This is a genomic window from Photobacterium galatheae, from assembly GCF_000695255.1.
In the GTDB taxonomy this organism is placed as follows: domain Bacteria; phylum Pseudomonadota; class Gammaproteobacteria; order Enterobacterales; family Vibrionaceae; genus Photobacterium; species Photobacterium galatheae.
This window is the reverse complement of sequence record NZ_JMIB01000019.1, coordinates 26281-46326: the sequence shown is the minus strand read 5'-3', so window position 1 is coordinate 46326 and position 20046 is coordinate 26281. Positions and strand designations below refer to the sequence as shown.

The following is a 20046-nucleotide window of genomic DNA, read 5'->3' as shown; positions in this document are numbered from 1 at the left end:
TCTGCATCTTATCTCTGTCGAGAATAAAAGCCAGCGGATGAAAGTGAAGTATTTATTCGAAAATTTTGATGGTTCAGAACAGGCATCATCTTGTAATGCGATTGATGACATATTTCTGGATGCTCAGCCCCCATTGCACCATCAGCAATGACCTGATACAAAAGCATTTTCTGCCTATTCCAAAACTCATTGTCAAATTCATTGTAAGGACACACCATGAAAAAAGCCGTGCTTGTGATCGACGTACAGCGCATCTGTTTTGAGCCTGAGCCGCAGCCATTTGAAGGGGATGTTGTGGTTTCCCGAATCAACCAGCTAACGGCATGGGCCAGAGAAAAATCGCTGCCTGTGATTTTTATACAGCATGAAGAACCGGGCACTGAAATTGCCTATCAGACGGAGGGCTGGCAATTGCATCGTGCGTTAGTGACGGTGGAGGGTGATCGTTATATTCGAAAAACAACCCCAGACTCATTTCTGAATACCGAACTGAAAGCGACACTGGATCAGCTTAGGATCGAGGAACTGGTCATTTGTGGCTATGCGACAGACTTTTGCGTGGATACCACCACACGCCGGGCAGCCTGCTTAGGCTATGGCGTGGCACTGGTTTCAGATGCGCATACGACTCACGATAAGCCGTATGCATCTGGTGAACTGATTCGCGAACATCATACCTCTGTGCTGTCCTGGGCTGAGAGTTTCCCGAAAAAGATTCAGGCAATCGCAACCGAGGCGCTGATAACGGGCTGATATGGGGGCACAGCGTCGGGATGAGACAGGGGGAGGAGTGTCCTCCCCCTGTGACTGAATCAGATGGATGACCGATCAGGCAGATTGATAGCCCATCAGCCCAAGCAGTTCCTGCGCGGTTTCAATGGCTTCACTGCGGTTGGCAATATTCAGTTTCTGATACAGATTCCGGATGTGGGTTTTGATGGTTGTCGCAGCTACATCCAGTTCTGAGGCGATTTGCTCATTACTGTATCCGGTGTAAATCAGCCCCAGCACCTGCCATTCCCGTTGTGTCAGTGGGCTGGTGCGAACAAGTTCCGGTAAATCAGGCAGATTCAGCAGTTTTTCGACAAATGCCTCATCAAAATGCACCAGACGATGGCGCTCTTTACTGCTCATTTCACGCAGTAACTGGCGGGCGCGATGCAGTGACAGTTCATTCAGCATTTTTTCATCCACCAGTTCCTGAAGCAGATCCTGAATATCATTGGCAGCAATCAGGAAATTGCCGACCATGCCGGTACTGTTGGTCAGGCGTAGCGCTTCAGCCAGGTGTGCGAGCGCAGATGGACGATCGCCGGCATGTTTGCTGATGACCGTCTGAAGAATCAGGTTCCGGTTGCGGTCGGTTACGAGCTGATGTTTATCGCAGCTTTCCAGCAACAGGGTGAGTATGTTCTGAGCCTGTGTGATTTGACCTGTGATTAAGTTGGCCAGCGCTAAGTTGCGCCATTGTTGCTGCTGGAAATGGTTACAGGAACCATCCGGTTCGACCGCCTGACGCAGCCATTGACTGACACTGTCATGATCGTTGATCTGCTGCCAGTACAACAGATTGGCAATATCGGCATTCGCGCACCAGTCAATATGGTAATCGGCACATTCCATCAGCTCATTACAGCGTTGCAGATACCGGGCCGCTTTGTCTTGCTCTCCACGGGTAATCGCGATGCGGGCCAGCATCGAATAAGCCTGTAAGGATTTCGTATCGTCATAAGGGGCCAGCACATCCAGGCTTTTGAAAACAGCTTCTTCAGCTTCATCGAGCCGGTTCCAGCACCAAAGAATTTGCGCTTTCAATCGCAGCAGGAACTCATGCAATGGCACTTGATGGAGTTGCTGATCTTTCACCAGCTTAAACGCCTGCTCAATCAGTTCAAACGCAGGCTGGACGGCCCCCTGAGCCAGAAGAATTTCACTCTGCTGTAGTAATGCCCACAATGCCTGATGGTAGACGTGGTATTGCCGGGCCATTTTTTCAGTCTGCTGCATCATTGGCAGTGCGCGACTGAGATTCCCCAGACAGTGGTGGACTTCGCCGACGACAGAGGTCGCGACAATCCGGCTGCGGTAGGTGGTGGCCGGTAATTGACCGAGTGCCTGTTCAGACAACAGCAATGCTTCTTCAGGCTGGCCCTGATTAATCGCGACCTGCGCCCGAAGCGCATTCAATTCCCCTTGGAGGGCATCGTCAAAAACGATGTCGTTGGCCTGCATTTCGGCTTCAGATTCTGTGATTAAATCTCCGACTTCATGATAGCGGTGCTGGCTCTGAACCAGCCAGAGTCTGAGCAGAATCAGGCGTGGGCTGCGGAACAGCATTGATTTATCCAGTGAAGCAAGACACTCTTCCAGCAGTTTCAGTTCACCATGATGGAACATATTCCAGCCATGATCAGAGAGAATCGTCACCATGAGTGCATGATTGTTACTTTTGCGCACATGGTGCAACGCCTGTTGCGGACTGTTCTGGTTCAGCCAGGCTTGCGCTGCTTTGTGATGCAGCGCCTTGCGCTGCTCAGGCATATGGGCATGGCGCTTGTGACGTAAAAACTCGGCGAAGAGATGGTGGAAGCGATACCAGTTATCCGCTCCTTCCAACGGACTGATGAAAAGACCGTAGCGGTTCAACAGTTCCAGTTTCATCAGGGCGTCACTGCGACCGGTTAAGTCCATCACCAGTTCGGCATTGAACATGTCCAGTACTGAGCACTGCAACAGGAAAGTGCGGGTGTCCTCATCCAGCAGATCAAAAACTTCTTCCGCGAGATAGTCCCACAAATGACTACGGTTAAAATTTGCCAGCGACAGGGCCGACTCAGCTAAATGGTTGGGACGCTGCTGGGCATGCAGGGCGATGAGCTGAAGGGCTGAAGGCCAGCCTTCAACCTGAGTACGCAGGCTGCTGAGAATGCTTGTTTCCAGTTCACTTGCGACACGTTTGTTGAAAAAACGGGTGGTTTCTTCTTCATCAAATGCCAGCCACTGGTGATCAACCTCGATCAGTAAATCCCGGACGCGCAGGTTTGCCGTCCCAAGAGGTGGCTGGCTACGACTGGTCACAACCAGGGTGAGTTCATCAGGCATGTTTTTCAGGAAGAAGCGCATGCCGTCGTGGATATCTTCATTGTTGATGACGTGATAATCGTCGAGCACCAGATAGGTCTGATGCGGATAGTCTTGCAGTTCTGCAAACAGTTCCCCGAACAGGGTGCTGAGACAGGCAAACTGTCGCCTTTCTGCCATGGCTTTGGTTTTCAGGCAGGCATCCTGTGTGGCTTTGTTCAGCGCCTGGAGCAGGTAATTGGCAAACCGGAAGGTATCGTTGTCATTGTCATCCAGATTAAACCAGCCGGTATGCGGATGCTCATTCAGCCACTGTGTTGCCATTGTGGTTTTGCCATACCCCGCCGGAGAGCGGAACAGCACCAGTCGGTATGCTGGGGCGTGTTGCAGCAGGTCCAGCACTCGAGGTCGTAAAATGGCGTTGTGTAGCCGTGCAGGGCGGGTCAGCTTCGAAGGTATCCACATAATTCTGATTTATCTATCTTGTGATGGTTTATCGTGTCAGCGCATTTTTATCATCACCTGACTCGCAGACTAAATCAGCAATTCTTGCTGTCTCATCCCTTAAAGTAAGTGACTGATCACACTTTAATACCGACAACGTTATTTTTCGCAGCAGCTTTGCACAAGCGCAAAGACCCCGGGTTTTGTGACGAAAGTCAGCGTAAGTGGTTCTGAACAGGAGAAAATTCAGAAAATTGTCACATATTTTCGACTGCCGGGCAGACTACGCCCTGTGACTCCTCCCTCAAGCGGATTGATTCAGGAGGATGTTTTTCCACAGTGCCACAGGCAGCATGAGCATCAGATTTTTTCATTTTTGAAGATTAACCCGACAGCGAGAAACCCATGATGCAAAAGCAAACTCAGGCGCTTTTCGATAAGGCCGCATTTCAGACTTCGGTTGAACAACATCTCCTGACCACTTATGCGCAGACACCTGCGACGGCGACGCCGCGTCACTGGTATCTGGCGATGAGCCGTGCGCTGGCTGAAATCAGTACGGGCAACCTGATTGACACCGAACAGCAACTGGCTGCCGAATCTTGTCGCAGCGTGAATTACCTTTCGATGGAATTCCTGATTGGCCGTCTGACCGGGAATAATCTGATCAGCCTTGGCCTGTATGAGTCGGTCTCAGAAGTGATGGCCTCGTTCGGTCAGAACTTGACGGATTTGCTGGAAGAAGAGCGGGATCCGGCACTGGGTAACGGCGGACTGGGCCGGTTGGCTGCGTGTTTTATGGATTCACTGGCAGCGCAGGAATTCCCGGCCGTGGGTTATGGTCTGCATTATGAGTACGGTTTGTTCCGTCAGTCATTCGAAGGTGGCCGTCAGATGGAAGCCCCGGATGCATGGCGCAGTCAGGAAGGGTATCCGTGGGAGGTACAGCGTCCGGAACTGAACCAGAAAGTGGGTTTCTTTGGTCAGGTAGAAGTTTATACCGATGAAACTGGTGCCGAGCGTCGTCGCTGGGTGCCGGACATGCAAGTGGAAGGGATCGCCTGGGATCTGCCGGTGATCGGCTATCAGAATCACAGCGTCTACCCGTTACGACTGTGGGAATGCCGCGCACCTGCGCCGTTTCATCTGGCGATGTTTAATGACGGCGATTACGTCGGTGCACAATACTCGGCGATTGAGGCCGGGAATATCACGAAAGTTCTGTATCCGAATGATAATCATGAGCAGGGTAAGACACTCCGCCTGATGCAGCAGTATTTCCACTGTGCCTGCTCTGTGGCAGATATTCTGCGTCGTCATCTGGCTGCGGGTCATGGGATTGAAAGCCTCGCAGAATTGGAAGCAATTCAGTTGAACGATACGCACCCGACCATTGCCATTCCTGAACTGATGCGCGTTCTGCTGGATGAGCATTATCTGAGCTGGGATGCGGCATGGTCTGTCTGTAACAAGGTATTCGCTTATACCAACCATACCTTGTTGCCAGAAGCACTGGAGACCTGGAGTGAATCGCTGATCGCTCATTTGTTACCGCGTCACTTAGAGATCATCTTTGAGATCAACCACAGATTCCTGGAAGTCGTCAATGCCAAGTGGCCGGGCCGCGATGACATCAAACAGAAGCTTTCTGTGATCGAGGAAGGTGAGCAGCGCATGGTGCGCATGGCAAACCTGTGCGTGATTGGCAGTTACGCGGTGAACGGTGTGGCAGCCTTGCATTCTGAGCTGGTAAAGCGCGATCTGTTCCCGGAATTCGATGTGCTGTTCCCGGGCAAACTTCAGAATGTGACCAACGGGGTGACGCCACGTCGCTGGCTGAAGTTCTGTAACCCGGCACTCAGCACGCTGATTGATGAAAAAATCGGAACTGAGTGGCCTGTGCATCTGGCGCAATTGTCTGCACTGGCTGATTTTGCCGATGACGCCACGTTCCAGCAGCGTTACATGGCGGTGAAGAAAGCCAACAAGCAGCGTCTTGCTGACTGGGTGTCTGAAAATATGGGTATCGTACTAGACACCGATGCAATCTTTGACGTACAGATCAAACGCCTTCACGAATACAAACGTCAGCACCTGAACTTGCTTCATATTCTGTCGCTGTATCACCGTTTGCTGAATGACCCTGATTTCGACATGCATCCGCGTGTGTTTATCTTCGCTGCCAAAGCGGCACCAGGGTATGCGCTGGCGAAAGACATCATCTTTGCAATCAACAAAGTAGCCGAAAAAGTCAACAATGATCCTCGGCTGGGCGGCAAGCTGAAAGTCGTCTTTATTCCGGACTACCGAGTCAGTCTGGCGGAGATCATTATTCCGGCGGCAGATGTCTCGGAGCAAATCTCGACAGCCGGTAAGGAAGCATCGGGGACAGGGAACATGAAACTGGCCCTGAACGGTGCGCTAACAATTGGCACCATGGATGGCGCGAATGTCGAGATTCGTGAGGAAGTGGGCGATGAAAATATCTTCATCTTTGGATTGCTGGTGGACGAAGTGCTTGAACTCAAGCAACAGGGATATCAGCCATATCGCTATTATGAGTCTGACAGTTTGCTGAAAGCGTCGCTGGATCTGCTGTTGGGTGAGACGTTTACACCGGGTGAGCCGGAAGCGCTGGCCGAGATTCGCCATAACCTGCTGGAAGGGGGCGATCCGTATCTGGTTCTGGCCGACTTTGCAGATTATGTTTCTGCCCACGAACGCATTGATGATGCCTATCGGGATCAGGCTGGCTGGGCTCGCAAGGCCATCCTGAATACTTCCCTGGTGGGTAAATTCAGCTCAGACCGAAGTATTCGGGATTATGTCGACAATATCTGGCAGTTGAAAGCTGTGAAACGCTGAGATGTTTTTGCCGGGGCTGGCTTGGCCCCGGCTTGATGATTTGTGCCGAACCTGGGCGTTCGAACACATGCGGAGAGAGACCCCTGTGGCGTCGCGGAGAAGAAAAATGAGAACAGAAAAGGTTGTGAAAGACATTGCCAGACAGGCTGGGCTGGCAGCCAGTTACATCAGTGCCTGGGGGGAAGAAACCGCGGTCAGTACTGAAACCCTGACAAGTTTACTGGCTGCATTAGGTTACGACACCAGCAGTGATGAATCGCTGGAAGCTTCTGCATCCAGATTACAGCCCAGAGATGTTTTGGCACCCGTGAAGGTCATTCGCCGTGGTGAACCGGTTCAGGTTGAGCTGACCCTCGGCCGAAGCGCCCGCATCAGTGATTTTAGCTGGAGGCTGGAAACAGAACAGGGCGATGTCATGGAAGGCTGGCTGCAATCGCAACTGGTTTCCGACGAACGAGAGCAGGGCGGAGACATGCTGTTTGCGCTGCCGGAACTGCCGCTGGGTTACCACAAGCTGGAAATTTTCCGTAAACGTCGTCAGTCTCCTTATGAGATGACGCTGATCGTGACGCCGGTTGCCTGTTATAAGCAGCCAGCACTGGAAAAAGGCAAGAAACTCTGGGGGCCAAGTGTTCAGCTGTACTCTTTGCGTACCGGCCACAACTGGGGCATTGGCGATTTCGGTGATCTGAAGCAACTGGTGTCTGATATTGCTGCGCAGGGGGGGGACTTTGTTGGCCTGAATCCGATTCATTCTCTGTTCCCGGCAAACCCGGAAGGCGCAAGTCCTTACAGCCCGTCTTCCCGTCGCTGGCTGAATATTATTTATATTGATGTGTGCTCAGCCCCGGAATTTGCACAATGTGATGAAGCACTTCAGTTGGTTGGCAGCGAAACGTTCCAGCAGCGTTTGGCTGAAGCGCGTGACAGCAATTGGGTGAATTACAGTGAAGTGGTTTGCCTGAAAATGGCGGTCTTGCCCATGTTGTTTGCCACGTTTAAGCAACGCCACCTGAAAGCGGAAACAGCGCGTGGCCGTGCGTTTCTTGATTTTGTTGAAGCGGGTGGTGAGAGCCTGAAGCATCAGGCAGCGTTTGATGCTTTACACGCTGAACTGAGAGAAAAAGATGATCAGATCTGGGGCTGGCCCGTCTTCCCGGAACAGTATCGCCACGTTGATAGTGCAGCGGTAAAGCAGTTTATCAGCCAGCATCCGGAGCAGATTCAATTGTATATGTATCTGCAATGGCTGGCAGACACGCAACTGGCTGAAGCGCAGCAGCTTGCCGAAGAAAAAGGCATGGTGATGGGCCTGTATCGTGATCTGGCCGTTGGTGTGTGCAGTTCTGGCGCGGAAACCTGGGCAGATCAGGGCGCGTTATGTCAGGACGTGAGTGTGGGTGCGCCGCCGGATATTCTGGGGCCGCTCGGACAGAACTGGGGCTTGCCGCCTTTTAATCCGCAGCAACTACGTAAAACAGCGTACCAGCCTTTTATTGATCTGCTGCGGGCCAATATGCGTCATTGCGGCGCACTGCGGATTGACCATGTGCTGGGTTTACTGCGTCTGTGGTGGATTCCGAAAGGTGAATCGGCAAAACAGGGTGCCTACATGTATTACCCGGTTGACGATCTGATGGCAATTCTGGCGTTAGAAAGTCACCGTTACCAATGTGCTGTGATCGGGGAAGATTTGGGCACAGTACCCGATGAGATTATTGAGAAGCTGGCGACGGCAGGAATTCATTCCTACAAGGTGTTCTTCTTTGAAACCGCGGAAGACGGTGGTTATTACTCACCGTCACATTATACCGAACAGTCCATGTCTGCTTTATGTACCCATGACATGCCAACATTGCGTGGCTTCTGGCATTGCGATGACCTGAAGATGGGGCGGGAGTTAGGGTTGTATCCGGATGAAACCCAGCTGAAAGCGCTGTTCGATGGGCGTGTTGAGAGTAAGCAGCGTATTCTGGACAGTGTGAACTGGCATGGTTTTCTGCCGGAAAATGTGGGCCGTGATGCCATGTATGTACCGATGGATCGTGCTTTGAGCGAAGGCTTGCAGTTGCATCTGGCGGCGGGTTCCAGTGCGTTGCTGAGCTTGCAACTGGAAGACTGGCTGGAAATGGATAAACCCGTCAATATTCCGGGGACTATCGATGAGTATCCGAACTGGCGTCGCAAGCTGTCTGTGAATCTGGAAGATTTATTCAATCGTCAGAACATTGCCGATCTGACCAAACGCCTGACAGAAGCCCGCGCCCGGGCATCACAAACAACGGAGTAGCCTGTGAAGTCCGAACGTGTCGACATTAAGCACTGGCTGCCGGAGATGGCTGAACTGGGTCATCCGTCGACCCAGTATCACCACATGGGCGCTCAGTTACTGGCGATAGAAAGTTCTGACGGACCGGTGACGGGCGTGCGTTTTCTGGTGTATGCCCCGAATGCGAGTGCCGTCAGCGTGGTGGGTGATTTTAATCAGTGGGACAGTCGGAGTCATCCGCTGACGGCACTGGATCAAGGTTACTGGGGCTGTTTTGTGGCAGGGCTGTCTGCCGGAGAACGCTATAAGTTCGAGTTACGGGATCTATCCGGTCACCCCCTGCCGCATAAAGCGGATCCCTGGGGATATCAGGCCGAGCAGTATCCTTCCTTTGCTTCGCTGATTTATGACCACAGCTCTTATCCGTGGCAGGACCGCGATTGGCAGCAGCGTCCGGTGACTGCAAAGCACGCGCAGCCGTTATCCATGTATGAACTGCATGCCGGTTCCTGGCGTCGTCACGACAATGGCGAGCATTTGAATTACCGGGAATTAGCGGCTGAATTGATCCCCTATCTGGCGGAAATGGGATACACCCATGTAGAGCTGATGCCGGTTTCAGAACATCCGTTTTATGGTTCCTGGGGGTATCAGCCGGTAGGAATGTTTGCCCCGACCAGTCGCTACGGCTCACCGGATGACTTGAAATATTTCGTGGATCAGTGTCATCAGGCAGGGGTCGGGGTGATTCTGGACTGGGTGCCGGCACACTTTCCGGCCGATGACCATGGTCTGGCATTTTTTGACGGAACGGCATTGTTTCATGATCCGGATCCGCGCCGTGGCTGGCATCAGGACTGGCAGAGCTACATTTATGACTATGGGCGCGAGCATGTTCGCCGGTTTCTGGTTGCCAATGCACTTTACTGGTTGGAGCATTTCCATATTGATGGCCTGCGGGTCGATGCTGTGGCGTCGATGTTGTATCTGGACTATTCCCGCCAGCCTGGGGAGTGGATTCCGAACGCTGACGGGGGCAACATCAACCACGATGCAGCCAGTTTACTGCGCTGGATGAATGAAGAAGTGTACAGTCGTTATCCGAATGCAATGACGATTGCGGAAGAATCAACGACCTTTCCCGGCGTTTCCCGACCGACCTATGAAGGCGGGCTGGGGTTTGGCTTCAAATGGAACATGGGCTGGATGCACGACAGTCTGACTTATATGCGTGAGGATCCGGTGCATCGCCGTTATCACCACGATACGCTGACGTTTCCGCTGGTGTATGCGTTCAGTGAAAACTATGTGCTGCCGCTGTCGCACGACGAAGTGGTTTATGGTAAAGGGTCGCTGCTGAATAAAATGCCCGGTGATGAATGGCAGCAGACGGCGAATCTCAGAGCTTATCTGGGTTACATGTATGGTCAGCCGGGCAAGAAGCTGAACTTTATGGGGGCAGAAATTGCGCAGAGTGCGGAATGGAACCACGACGGCGTGCTGGAGTGGCACTATCTGCAATATGATCGCCATGCTGGTGTACAGCGTTTGGTCAAGGCACTGAATCACCTCTATTGTCAGACGCCTGCGCTGTATGAGCAGGATTGCGATCCGGCCGGATTTGCCTGGTGCATTCAGTCAGATTCAGCACAGAGTGTGGTTGCTCATGAGCGGTATGCCAGAAAGGGTGACAAGGTGCTGGTGGTGAGTAATTTCACACCGGTTCCGCGAGAAGATTACGTGATCCCTGTTCCGGCTGCCGGACAATATCAAGTACTGTTGAATACAGATGACCTGGAGTTCTGGGGCAGTGGTCAGGTGGTTCAGGAACGCACAGTTACACGCTGGCATGAATCCAGCCAGACGCATCAGCTTGTTCTGAATTTGCCACCACTGGCGACGGTATTTTTACGCTGTTATCCCGTTTAACGCATTGTGTTGTCATCAATTGCAGTATCGCGAATGATCGTTTGATTCTTTACAGACTGATTCATTTTGACGGTGCGCTTAAATCGACCGTTTCCAGTGGGTTTGGGCAGAACTGACGGGTTCTGTCCAGCACCTGTTTTTGTAGTGACTGATCCGCATTGATGTTGGGATATTTCTTCCGCAGTGCACTCATGCATTGTTCGGTTGCGTTCATCATTTGCGTGAGTTCCCCCTTTGAGTTCATCAGGCGGCTCAGGTCATTGCCTTTCTCTGTTTTCATGGCCTGCAAGGCTTTTTCCAGTGCGGCATAAGGTTCAGCCAGGCAGCCACAAACGTCTTTTGCTGCCTGATCGAGTGTTGCCTGGCTCGGGTTATCCGCCAGTGCAGGCGCAGCGATCATTTGTGAGGTTGACAGGAATAGCGCGGTTGACAGGAAGAACGGGGACAGTTTTTTCATGTAAATCTCCGGCCAGGCAAAAAAAATGTGAAGATAAATCTGTCGTACAATTTTGCGGTGTATCTTGCTTACCAGCGAATAAGTCTTTCTCTCCATGAGGATTATCGATTGTTCGCTATAGCAGATAATTACTGAGGCGGCATACTTCGTTTAGCAAAAAAATACTTGTATTATTTTTGCGACATCCCTCAAAAAATACCCGCCCTATACTCAAGCCTAGATGCACTTGTGACGATGTATTAGAAGCGTCTAAAGAAAGACGTACAAAACATTATAAATAAGCGTGTAGGTTTAGGGGGCGATATGAGAAGCGCATATCGGTGTCACGGTGTCTGGGTACCAGTTGTCCTGCTTGCAGCGTCAGTTCCACAATCTTCCTGGGCTGACAGCGGAAAATCCAGTTTTGTCAGTTCAGTGTCAGATGAGGTTATGGATTCTCTGATGACTCTTGCCAGTGATGTTCGGGTCGATAAACCCAGTCAGAAAGAATCCATCCATCCGGCTGCCAGCATTTATACACCCACGGTTGCGTTATATCCGGGCGATGTCAGTGCCCGGACCAGCAGTGTCCGTCAGGACAGCCGGGGACGCGCGGTTTATGCTGCTTCGAATGAAGCGAGTGCGGCCGCATCTTATTTTGATAATGCTTCTGGCGGACTTGGCACCTATATGCGGGTTGAACGCTCAAAACCGCAACTGACGTTCAGTCAGTATCATTCAGGGCGAAATCAGTCTGCGACCAGTCAGGCATATTCCGTCACCATGGGCGGGGATTACCTGCTGAATAATAATTACCTGTTTGGTCTGGCGCTGGGAATGCCGAGTTACAAATCTGCTGACTATGAAAATGAGAACAGCACCGACATTGATGGGTTGGTCGCGTCGGGTTATTTCAGTTATTTTGAAGATGCCTGGTTTCTTGATTTTACGGCCAGTTACGCCCTGATCGATACCGATGTGAACCGTCAGGTGAATATGTATACCGATCCGGTTGTCAGCAGTATGGATGATGCGGATTCTGATGTCTGGGTCTTCACGCTGGGTGGCGGTTATGTGGTGGATTATCCTTACGCAAAAATCGCTTTGGAAAGCGCCGTGCAATACACGCTTTCAGATCAGGACAGATATAACGAAAGATTATCGAAAGGGAACTCGAACTATGTGATTTCCCAGGTGGATGATGTCAGTAAACTGGAAGGTACCACCTTTATTACAGGCGCCACCATTTCGAAGCCTTTCCGGACCAGTGTCGGTATTTTTCAGCCTTATGTGAAAAGCTATCTGCACTACGATTACCAGTTTCACTCAGACCGAATTGTCAGCCAGTTTAAATCCAGTTACTCCAGCAGCAGCCTGCCGGTGATCACAAAGTCGGAAGATCAGTTCTATGGCCGTTTCCATGCGGGTGTGTCGGGTGCTTTCAATGGTAAATGGGTCGCCTATGCTGAAGCGAGTACCTTGGTTGGTCTGGATGATATGACCCCGTCACTGTACAGCATCGGGGTGATCATTCCGTTTAAATAAGGCTTATCCGTTGTATTCAGGGTAAGCCTTACCCACCGCGGTTACCCGCCGTAATACAGGCAGATGCGCTGCCCGTCGATCTCTTTGATATCAAACGGGATCTCATACATCTCTTCCATGATTGTCTTTTCAATCACGTCATGGACTTTTCCGCTGGCGACGACTTCGCCCCGCTTCATCGCGACGATGTTATCTGAATAGCAGGAACTGAAATTGATATCGTGAATCACGATCACCACGGCTTTCTGCATGTCTTTCGCGAGCCGGCGAAGTGTCATCATGATGTCCACCGAATGGCGAATATCCAGATTGTTCAGCGGCTCATCCAGAAAGATGTAGTCGGTATCCTGTGCGACGACCATTGCAATAAACGCCATCTGACGCTGACCGCCACTGAGTTCATCAATAAAACGATCCTGGATCTCCCGGATCCCTAAGTGGTCCAGCGCTTCATCGATGATGCGGTTATCGTCCGCTGTCAGTCGCCCCTGAGAATGCGGATAACGACCAAACGCAACCAGCTCACGAACTTTGAACCGCATGTTGATGTTGTTTGACTGCCTTAATACAGCCAGCCGTTTTGAGAGGGCTTTGCTGTCCCATTGCGATAAAGGTGTACCTGCAATCACCACGTGACCGGCATCACTGTTGGTCAGCCGGCTGGCCATGGCGAGCAGGGTACTTTTACCGGCACCGTTTGGGCCGATAATCGAAGTGACTTCACCTTTGGGAAATAGCGCCGAGGCATCTTTGACCACGGCCGTGTTGCCATAATGTTTGGTTAATCCGGTTAATTCGATCATAAGTTTCAGATTTTATTTCGGGTGAGCAGATACAGGAAATAACTGCCACCGACAAAGTTAATCAGGACGCTGACAGTGGTTTCAAAACGCAGCACTTTTTCAACGAAATACTGGCCGCTGATGAGCAGCAAAACGGCCATCAGGCTGGAGATTAAAATCAGAGATTTGTGATGGTAAGTCTGAAAAATTTCTCGGGTCAGGCTGACAACAATCAGACCAAAGAAGAGGACAGGCCCGACCAACGCTGTTGAGATGGAAATCATCACAGAGACAACCAACATGACTTGCAGGGTCAGCTTGCGGGTATCGACCCCAAGGCTTCTGGCATTGTCTTCGCCCAGCCACATCACATCCAATTGCGGGGACAGGCCCAGCAGATACAGCAGGCAAAGCATGAGAATCGGAACGCACCAGTAAACCAGTTCGCTGTTCACATTGTTGAAACTGGCAAACATCGCATTCTGAATAACGGTGAACTCGTTCGGGTCGATGAGCATGGCAAAGAAGTTCGAAATATTCGAGAACAGACTGCCCAGCACAATCCCAAGTAACAGCAACGTGAACACATTGGTATTCCGGCGACGGAAATACAGACTGAACAGCAGGGTGGACAGGCCAGTCATCAGCAACACGCAAACAAAGAAATTAATTTTCTGATTGATAATCAAAAAGCTGGCGCTGCCAAACACCACGACGATCAGGGTTTGCAGCATGATGTAAAGGAAGTCAAAACCCAGAATGGACGGGGTCAGAATCCGGTTATTGGTGATGGTCTGAAACACCATCGAAGAGGCTGAAATGGCAATGGCCGCCAGACAAATTGCTAACACTTTCGGGATACGGCGGGACAGGAAGAAGCTGTAGTTATCCGGCGTCAGTCCCTGTCCGATGAAATAGCCAATGACCAGCACAGACAAAGCTGCAATCCAGATCACTTTCATGGAATTACGCATTGGTTTTGTCCTTCAGTACCAGATAGATGAATGCAGCACCGCCAAGCACGGAAACGATCATGGAGATTGGAATTTCATAAGGGAAGATGATTAATCGGCCAAGAATGTCACAAGCCAGAACGACCACGACACCCCAGAAAGCCGTCCACGGTAGATTTCGTTTCATGTTGTCGCCAAGGAACAGAGACACCAGATTCGGAATAATCAGTCCGACAAAATAAATGACGCCGACGATCATCACCACAGATGCGGATATCACAGCCACAATAATGACTCCAATCAGCACGATGTTCTGATAGTTCAGGCCAATATTTTTCGCGAAACTTTCACCGACGCTGGCTGCACTGAACTGGCTGGCAAAATGATAGGCAATCACAGCAGCCGGAATGGCCAGATATAACAGTTCATACTGGCCCTGAAGGACCGAGGAAAAGTTGGCAATCGTCCAGGTTTCCATCGTCTGAATCAGGTCATATCTGTAGGCAATGAACTGAGTAAAAGCTGAGACGACATTCCCAAACATCATCCCAATCAGCGGGACAAGCACGGTATTTTTGAAGGTCAGCCGTTGCAGGAATTTGACGAACAGCAGGGTGCCCCCGACCGCAAAAGCAAAAATAACGGCTAAATCGACCCATTTGCTCAAACCGGAGAAAAACACCATGCTGGCCACATAGCCGAGCAGGGCACAGTCGATGGTGCCTGTGGTATCCGGGGCCGCAAACCGGTTCTGACAGATCTGCTGCATGATCAGTCCGGCAATACTTAAACCAGCGCCGGCCAGACAAATGGCGAGTAATCGTGGAATGCGACTGGCGATCAGGATAGACGTTGCTTCTATATCACCTTGCCATAACTGGCTGAGATGAAGATCTGCCACACCGACAGACAGGGAAGCAGCGCTCAGCAACAGCAGTAAAGTGCCGGAAATGAAGATCCGGGAAGAATAAATACTTGATGACTTCATAGTAAACCGAGACCTGCCCGCAGGCAGATCTCACAACTTGGGTTAGAACAGGGCGTTAATATCGTCGATCATCAACTCGGTGGCTGTAGCGCCAGCCATTGTGATGTACCAGGCATTCGGATTCAGGTAGACAATATGGTTCTGTTTGTAAGCAGGGGTGGATTTTACCAGTGGGTTGTCGAAGCGCGCTTTCGCTTTGCCGTTGTCACGGCCAATCGCTTGTTCACGGTCCAGAACCAACATGGCATCCGGTTTGGCGTCGGCAACATATTCAAACGAAATCAGGTTGCCGTGTGGGCCACCGGCTGAAACTTTTTCGCTTCGCGCGGGGGTGAAGCCAAAATCATCAAAGACCATGGAAAAACGGCTGCCTTCGTTGAACATGGCAAGCTTGTTGCCATTGTTCATCAGCATCAGCGCATTCATCTTGCTGTCTTTGACACGTTGTTTGGCTGCATTCAGTTTTGTCTGAGTCTCAGCAATGAGTTGTTCAGCTTCAGCCTGTTTATTGAAGATTTCACCCAGCATGCGCCAGTTTTGTTGTGCATCCTGCCAGTATTGACCGTATTCAACGGAGTACATAATGGTTGGGGCAATCTCACTCAGTTGATCCATCAGCGCTGTCATTCGGGCTTCAGCAATAATCAGATCAGGCTTTGCCATGAAGATGGCTTCGAAATCCGGTTCAACGACCGATCCTACGCCGACGTATTTTTCATCCTGATATTTGTTGAGGTAGGCAGGCATCATCGATTTGACGACACCAACGGGTTCGACACCCAGACGATCCAGCGTATCCAGGCTGCCCTGACCCAGAACAACAACACGTTGCGGTACCTTGTTCAGGGTTATCTCACCTAAAGCGTGTTTGATTGATTTCGGTGAATTGTTATCGGCAAATACGGCTTGTGCAGCCAGCAGACCGGCAGCTAGCAGAACAACGCGTGACAGAAGGCCAAATGATTTCATTGTCTCTACGTCCTCAGAATGAAATAAGTCGCACAATGCTATTCAATTTACGAATTGATGTCACGAATAAAACTGAGAATCGTTCTTTTTTGTGTTTGTGTGGTGGTGTCAAAAAATCGCTGACAATGAGGGTGTTTAGAACATAAAGTGATTTAAAATCAGATATTTAAATATGTTATCTGCTTCAGTCTGTGCCTTGTGCGTCAACTCGGTCTTTACATTGATTTACCAATACCGGGGCAGATATTCACTCAGATAGTCATTCGAAATGGCGATAAAGTTGTTCCGCCGCTCCTTATGGTGGTGGTTTTGCCGATGACGGTCAAACGGGTTGATGAAACCGGCTCGGGGCCTTTACTTGCCTTGTTATAGAGATTTTATAGAGATTGTAGAGTAGGAAGACTGCCTCAGACTGATGGAAATAAGCGATTGATTTCTTCCATCAGGGTGGGGCAGCGGCAGGGAGTTCAGTGAAATATGGTTCGAATCCTGATGGCAAAGTACAGAGTGAGGATGCCGTCAGGATTTTCGCTTGAGATCTGCACAACTCAAGCCTTTTAAAAAGCCGAGGACGATTTTGTCAGTTTTTTCCATCACATCTTTGGTGCCATAGTCTGTGAAGTCCATGTGTTTTGAGTGTGGGATGTCGACAACACAACTCTCAAATTCCACCTGCTCGGATGCTGTTGGTAAAATACCATTTTTTGTCGGGTATTCCTGTGCTCTGATTGACAGCACGCGGGTCTGATGAGTTTTAGGCAGCGCGACTCTTTTATGATCGAACGTAATCAACTGATGTACGTAATTATTGTCCTGAAGGCTTAACCAGGTTGAAATATCTCCACCATTTGAATGCCCGATGAAAGTTAATTGATCGAAATTGTAGGAGGGAAATCGATCTGGCAACGTTTTCTGAAGATAACTCAGAGTTTCAGCGCCACGTTTCCAGTTCTCGATCCTTGTCTGATATAAGTCACCTTTTCTTGATAATGGCGGATCATGCGGAAGTTCATGGTCGACTGCAATCGTCATATATCCAGCATTGTTGAGTGCCTGACTGATAAACAAGTACTTGGTGTAAGGAACGCGATACCCCGCACTGATCAATACGACGTCACATTTTTGTGTTCGGGTACAATGTTCGGCTTTTGTCGGGAAATGGATCGTGAGTGGGATATGGCGATCCCTGTTCTGATCATGAATTGTTATCGTTTGTGCATATGATGCGAATGACAAGAATAAAAGAAAGAAGCTCGGTAAATATTTCATACGTATCCTAAACGTGTGTCTTTGAGTCGAGATGAAGATGCTCGCTGTTTGTTATAGCGACTTTCCATTCACCAGAGACCAATGGTGGGGCATGAGTTCTCGTATTGTTTTGAAAACCAGATCATTGCCTTGGGTTGTTATTGCTGCTTGAACATCACCCCCCCAATGAACCAAACGCTCCTGGCAAATACCACAGGGTGATAAAACCAAAAACGCGCTGTTTTCATCTTCACGGCAGAGGCACAAAGAGTGAGTCACTGCTTCATTCAACTTATGTGCTTCTAAATAGGCTCCGACTTCCATGCAAAGTGATAGCGCATCGTTTTTGATGTCTGGGGCAATACTGGTTAATATTTTTCCGGAAGCCGTTCTCACTGCTGCTGCGCCGCCCCAACCCGTCGGATAACGCGTTTGAATGAGTTGAATTGCAGGCTCATAAAGAGTTTGTTCTATTTGTTCCATTTCATCAATTCCATTTTTTAGTACGTTTCAATGAATCCTGGGGTCCTGACAGACTTTGTTACCATTGATTCGCCTGATGCCGATAACGCTTGAGACTCTGCATGGCATCAGCTTTTTTGATATTGATAAGCTAAAAATTGCGTAGCTATCTATGAGGCGGATCATCAAGGCAAGTGGTTGATTGACAAAAAATGCCGTGATCAAAAATCTTATTGTTTCTTTCTATATTTTGCAGCGGTGAACAGACCCACTGTAGAACAACACACCTAAAGTAGGTTGCGTATTACCATTGTCTATCCAAATCTTTGGAATACAGTAAGATTGCCCTTTGATAGTTTTTTATTGAATCACTGTTTGTGGTTGATACAAGTAACTCAAGCAGTAACGATATCGCATCTTGATGCTGTCCAACGTTATATAAGCACATTGCGTAAAAAGGCATCACTTCAATGGCGTCTGGATATTCAGATATTGTTTGTTCAAAATATGTCAGGGCATCGTTGTAGCGGCCTAAGCTGCGAAGTGTACAAGCTAAGCCAAAAATGGCATCAAAACGTTCAGTTGTCGATAAAGGCCCAGTGAGTGCTGACTCATAATAAGTAATTGCTTCTTGCTCTTTACCTTCATTATCGTAAGCCCACGCAATTTGTAGGCACGCTTTCGCTTGATATTCATGATTCGATAGCAACGAAAAAAGTAATTTTCTGGATGCTTCATATTGACCTGACTTGCGTAATTCAATTGCATTTTCGATGATCGAATGCATGACTTCTCCTGAAGAGTGGAACAAATGATGTGAATGCCATCGCATCAGGTTTTGTCACACTTTTATATGGATTGATTTTTAAAAACTTCACCTAGTATCCATGTAGTGGCTCATCAAGGCAAGGTATTGAACCTTCCGAAAAATCTTCCTGCCAGTTACGGATCTGTTTTTCTATTGAAGTGATCAAAAATAGTTTCGGATCATGCCACCTGTCGTCATCATTATTATTGATGATGTGCCAATCCAAACAGAGCATTTTCAATGGGGAGCCATTGATGCATAAAAGGTTCAAAATCGGTATGAGGCACAAATTTTTTGGCTGACATGTTTCGGTTCAAATACACTGCTTCGAGTGCCCAGACATGATGGTCTGCAAAAATCCCCCAAGCTTTCGCGCCGTCGTGAAGTTGATCTTGAGTGATGTGATTCACCGCCATGTAGCCGTTGATAAAAGCGATAGTTTTATTCTTTTCCAATTTAAACATGTACATACAAGCTCTTGCTATCTCATAAGCACGAGGCATGTTTTGTAACAAATCCCAATCGATTATTCCGCACACGTTCGACTGCTGATCAAAAAACAGATTGTAATGATGATAATCACCATGAATGAGTGTTCTTTGCGTTTTAGGGCGATACGTGTGTGTCGTCTTTATATCAGACAAATAACGCATCTGTTTTTGGGCTCTTCTGAAGGCCCATTCGTCAGTGGTGTGTTCTATACCGTTTGACTCAATCGTTGTGATGACTTTTTGAAGCCTTTGTACCCAGGCACATTTATCCCATGAAAGTTCGATCGTGGGGAATTTGTCACTTGTGAAAGGTGCCAAATGACGGTGCAACTCGGCGAGTGTTTTACCAGCTTGAAAAGCATGAGATTCAGAAAGCGCATCTTGGTTAATCAATTGCCAATTTGCTTCAGGAAAGAGAGCATAAAGATGGCTTCCAATCTTCGTAAAAGTTGATTTGTGACGTGTCAGAAAAGGGGAAACAACAAAATCTAAATTTTGAGATAGCTGCAACAGAAGTTCATGTTCATTTTGAACCCGCGTGATCTCGTTTGTCCGATACTTGCGAAGGTAAAACGCTGGTTCAGTATTCACTCGGAATACTTGGTTGGTTGCACCTAAGGTGTTTTCAACGATTGTTGCTTCATGTTCAAACTGACTCCAATGCTCCCTGAGGCGTTTGTACAGCGCCGCTTTCTTTCTGTCCATCTGTAATTTTTCCATCGGCATAAAATGAATGGCAGGTTGTTGTGGAACAACGTATTGAATCTCAATCGATA

At 49.3% G+C, this 20046-nt stretch carries 15 protein-coding genes; 5 read left to right on the top strand and 10 right to left on the bottom strand.

Annotation, left to right across the window (positions count from 1 at the left end):
- Window positions 1-216 precede the first annotated feature (216 nt).
- Window positions 217-753: a cysteine hydrolase family protein gene (locus EA58_RS09690; protein WP_036751837.1), complete on the top strand. Its 537-nt coding sequence runs from the start codon at window positions 217-219 to the stop codon at window positions 751-753.
- 75 nt (window positions 754-828) lie between these two features.
- Here the strand turns inward: EA58_RS09690 and malT are convergent, their stop codons facing one another.
- On the bottom strand, window positions 829-3546 hold the full coding sequence (gene malT / locus EA58_RS09685; RefSeq protein WP_036751835.1) for an HTH-type transcriptional regulator MalT: 2718 nt from the start codon (window positions 3544-3546) through the stop codon (window positions 829-831).
- A 387-nt stretch (window positions 3547-3933) separates the two neighbouring features.
- Here malT and EA58_RS09680 point away from each other — a divergent pair, with 387 nt between their 5' ends.
- The 3 genes from EA58_RS09680 to glgB all read left to right on the top strand — a co-directional run bounded on the left by EA58_RS09680 (window position 3934) and on the right by glgB (window position 10588).
- The gene (locus tag EA58_RS09680; protein WP_036751833.1) at window positions 3934-6390 is read left to right on the top strand and encodes a glycogen/starch/alpha-glucan phosphorylase; all 2457 of its coding nucleotides are present in this window, start codon (window positions 3934-3936) and stop codon (window positions 6388-6390) included.
- Window positions 6391-6496: 106 nt separating this feature from the next.
- Window positions 6497-8680, top strand: coding sequence for a 4-alpha-glucanotransferase (malQ, locus tag EA58_RS09675; protein ID WP_036751831.1), 2184 nt, complete (start codon window positions 6497-6499; stop codon window positions 8678-8680).
- Window positions 8681-8725: 45 nt separating this feature from the next.
- Complete coding sequence (glgB, locus tag EA58_RS09670) at window positions 8726-10588, top strand: 1,4-alpha-glucan branching protein GlgB (protein WP_081819615.1); 1863 nt, start codon at window positions 8726-8728, stop codon at window positions 10586-10588.
- A gap of 61 nt (window positions 10589-10649) precedes the next feature.
- Here the strand turns inward: glgB and EA58_RS09665 are convergent, their stop codons facing one another.
- A complete protein-coding gene (locus tag EA58_RS09665; RefSeq protein ID WP_036751829.1) occupies window positions 10650-11045 on the bottom strand; it encodes a hypothetical protein in 396 nt (131 codons plus the stop codon).
- 441 nt (window positions 11046-11486) lie between these two features.
- Between EA58_RS09665 and EA58_RS09660 the strand changes: the two genes are divergently transcribed.
- Window positions 11487-12569, top strand: a complete 1083-nt coding sequence (locus EA58_RS09660) for an autotransporter outer membrane beta-barrel domain-containing protein (protein WP_161781028.1) — start codon at window positions 11487-11489, stop codon at window positions 12567-12569.
- Window positions 12570-12610: 41 nt separating this feature from the next.
- Here EA58_RS09660 and EA58_RS09655 read toward each other — a convergent pair whose 3' ends face one another.
- From EA58_RS09655 to EA58_RS09620, 8 genes are all read right to left on the bottom strand, one after another.
- Entirely contained in the window at window positions 12611-13372 is a 762-nt protein-coding gene (locus EA58_RS09655; protein WP_036751826.1) for an iron ABC transporter ATP-binding protein, read from the bottom strand.
- A gap of 5 nt (window positions 13373-13377) precedes the next feature.
- Window positions 13378-14325 (bottom strand): iron chelate uptake ABC transporter family permease subunit, encoded by a 948-nt coding sequence (locus tag EA58_RS09650; protein WP_036751824.1) that lies wholly within the window; start codon window positions 14323-14325, stop codon window positions 13378-13380.
- Window positions 14318-15292 (bottom strand): ABC transporter permease, encoded by a 975-nt coding sequence (locus EA58_RS09645; protein ID WP_051641992.1) that lies wholly within the window; start codon window positions 15290-15292, stop codon window positions 14318-14320. The genes EA58_RS09650 and EA58_RS09645 overlap by 8 nt, the downstream gene beginning before the upstream one ends.
- A 42-nt stretch (window positions 15293-15334) precedes the next feature.
- The gene (locus EA58_RS09640) at window positions 15335-16261 is read right to left on the bottom strand and encodes a siderophore ABC transporter substrate-binding protein (RefSeq protein ID WP_036751822.1); all 927 of its coding nucleotides are present in this window, start codon (window positions 16259-16261) and stop codon (window positions 15335-15337) included.
- Between the two features lie 519 nt (window positions 16262-16780).
- Window positions 16781-17530, bottom strand: coding sequence for an alpha/beta hydrolase (locus EA58_RS09635; protein WP_036751820.1), 750 nt, complete (start codon window positions 17528-17530; stop codon window positions 16781-16783).
- A gap of 51 nt (window positions 17531-17581) precedes the next feature.
- Entirely contained in the window at window positions 17582-17992 is a 411-nt protein-coding gene (locus tag EA58_RS09630; RefSeq protein WP_036751818.1) for a cytidine deaminase, read from the bottom strand.
- 283 nt (window positions 17993-18275) lie between these two features.
- Window positions 18276-18758, bottom strand: a complete 483-nt coding sequence (locus tag EA58_RS09625; protein WP_036751816.1) for a tetratricopeptide repeat protein — start codon at window positions 18756-18758, stop codon at window positions 18276-18278.
- A 224-nt stretch (window positions 18759-18982) separates the two neighbouring features.
- Window positions 18983-19975 carry a phosphotransferase enzyme family protein gene (locus tag EA58_RS09620; RefSeq protein WP_036751888.1) on the bottom strand — a complete coding sequence of 331 codons (993 nt, stop codon included), beginning with the start codon at window positions 19973-19975 and terminating at the stop codon, window positions 18983-18985.
- Window positions 19976-20046 lie beyond the last annotated feature (71 nt).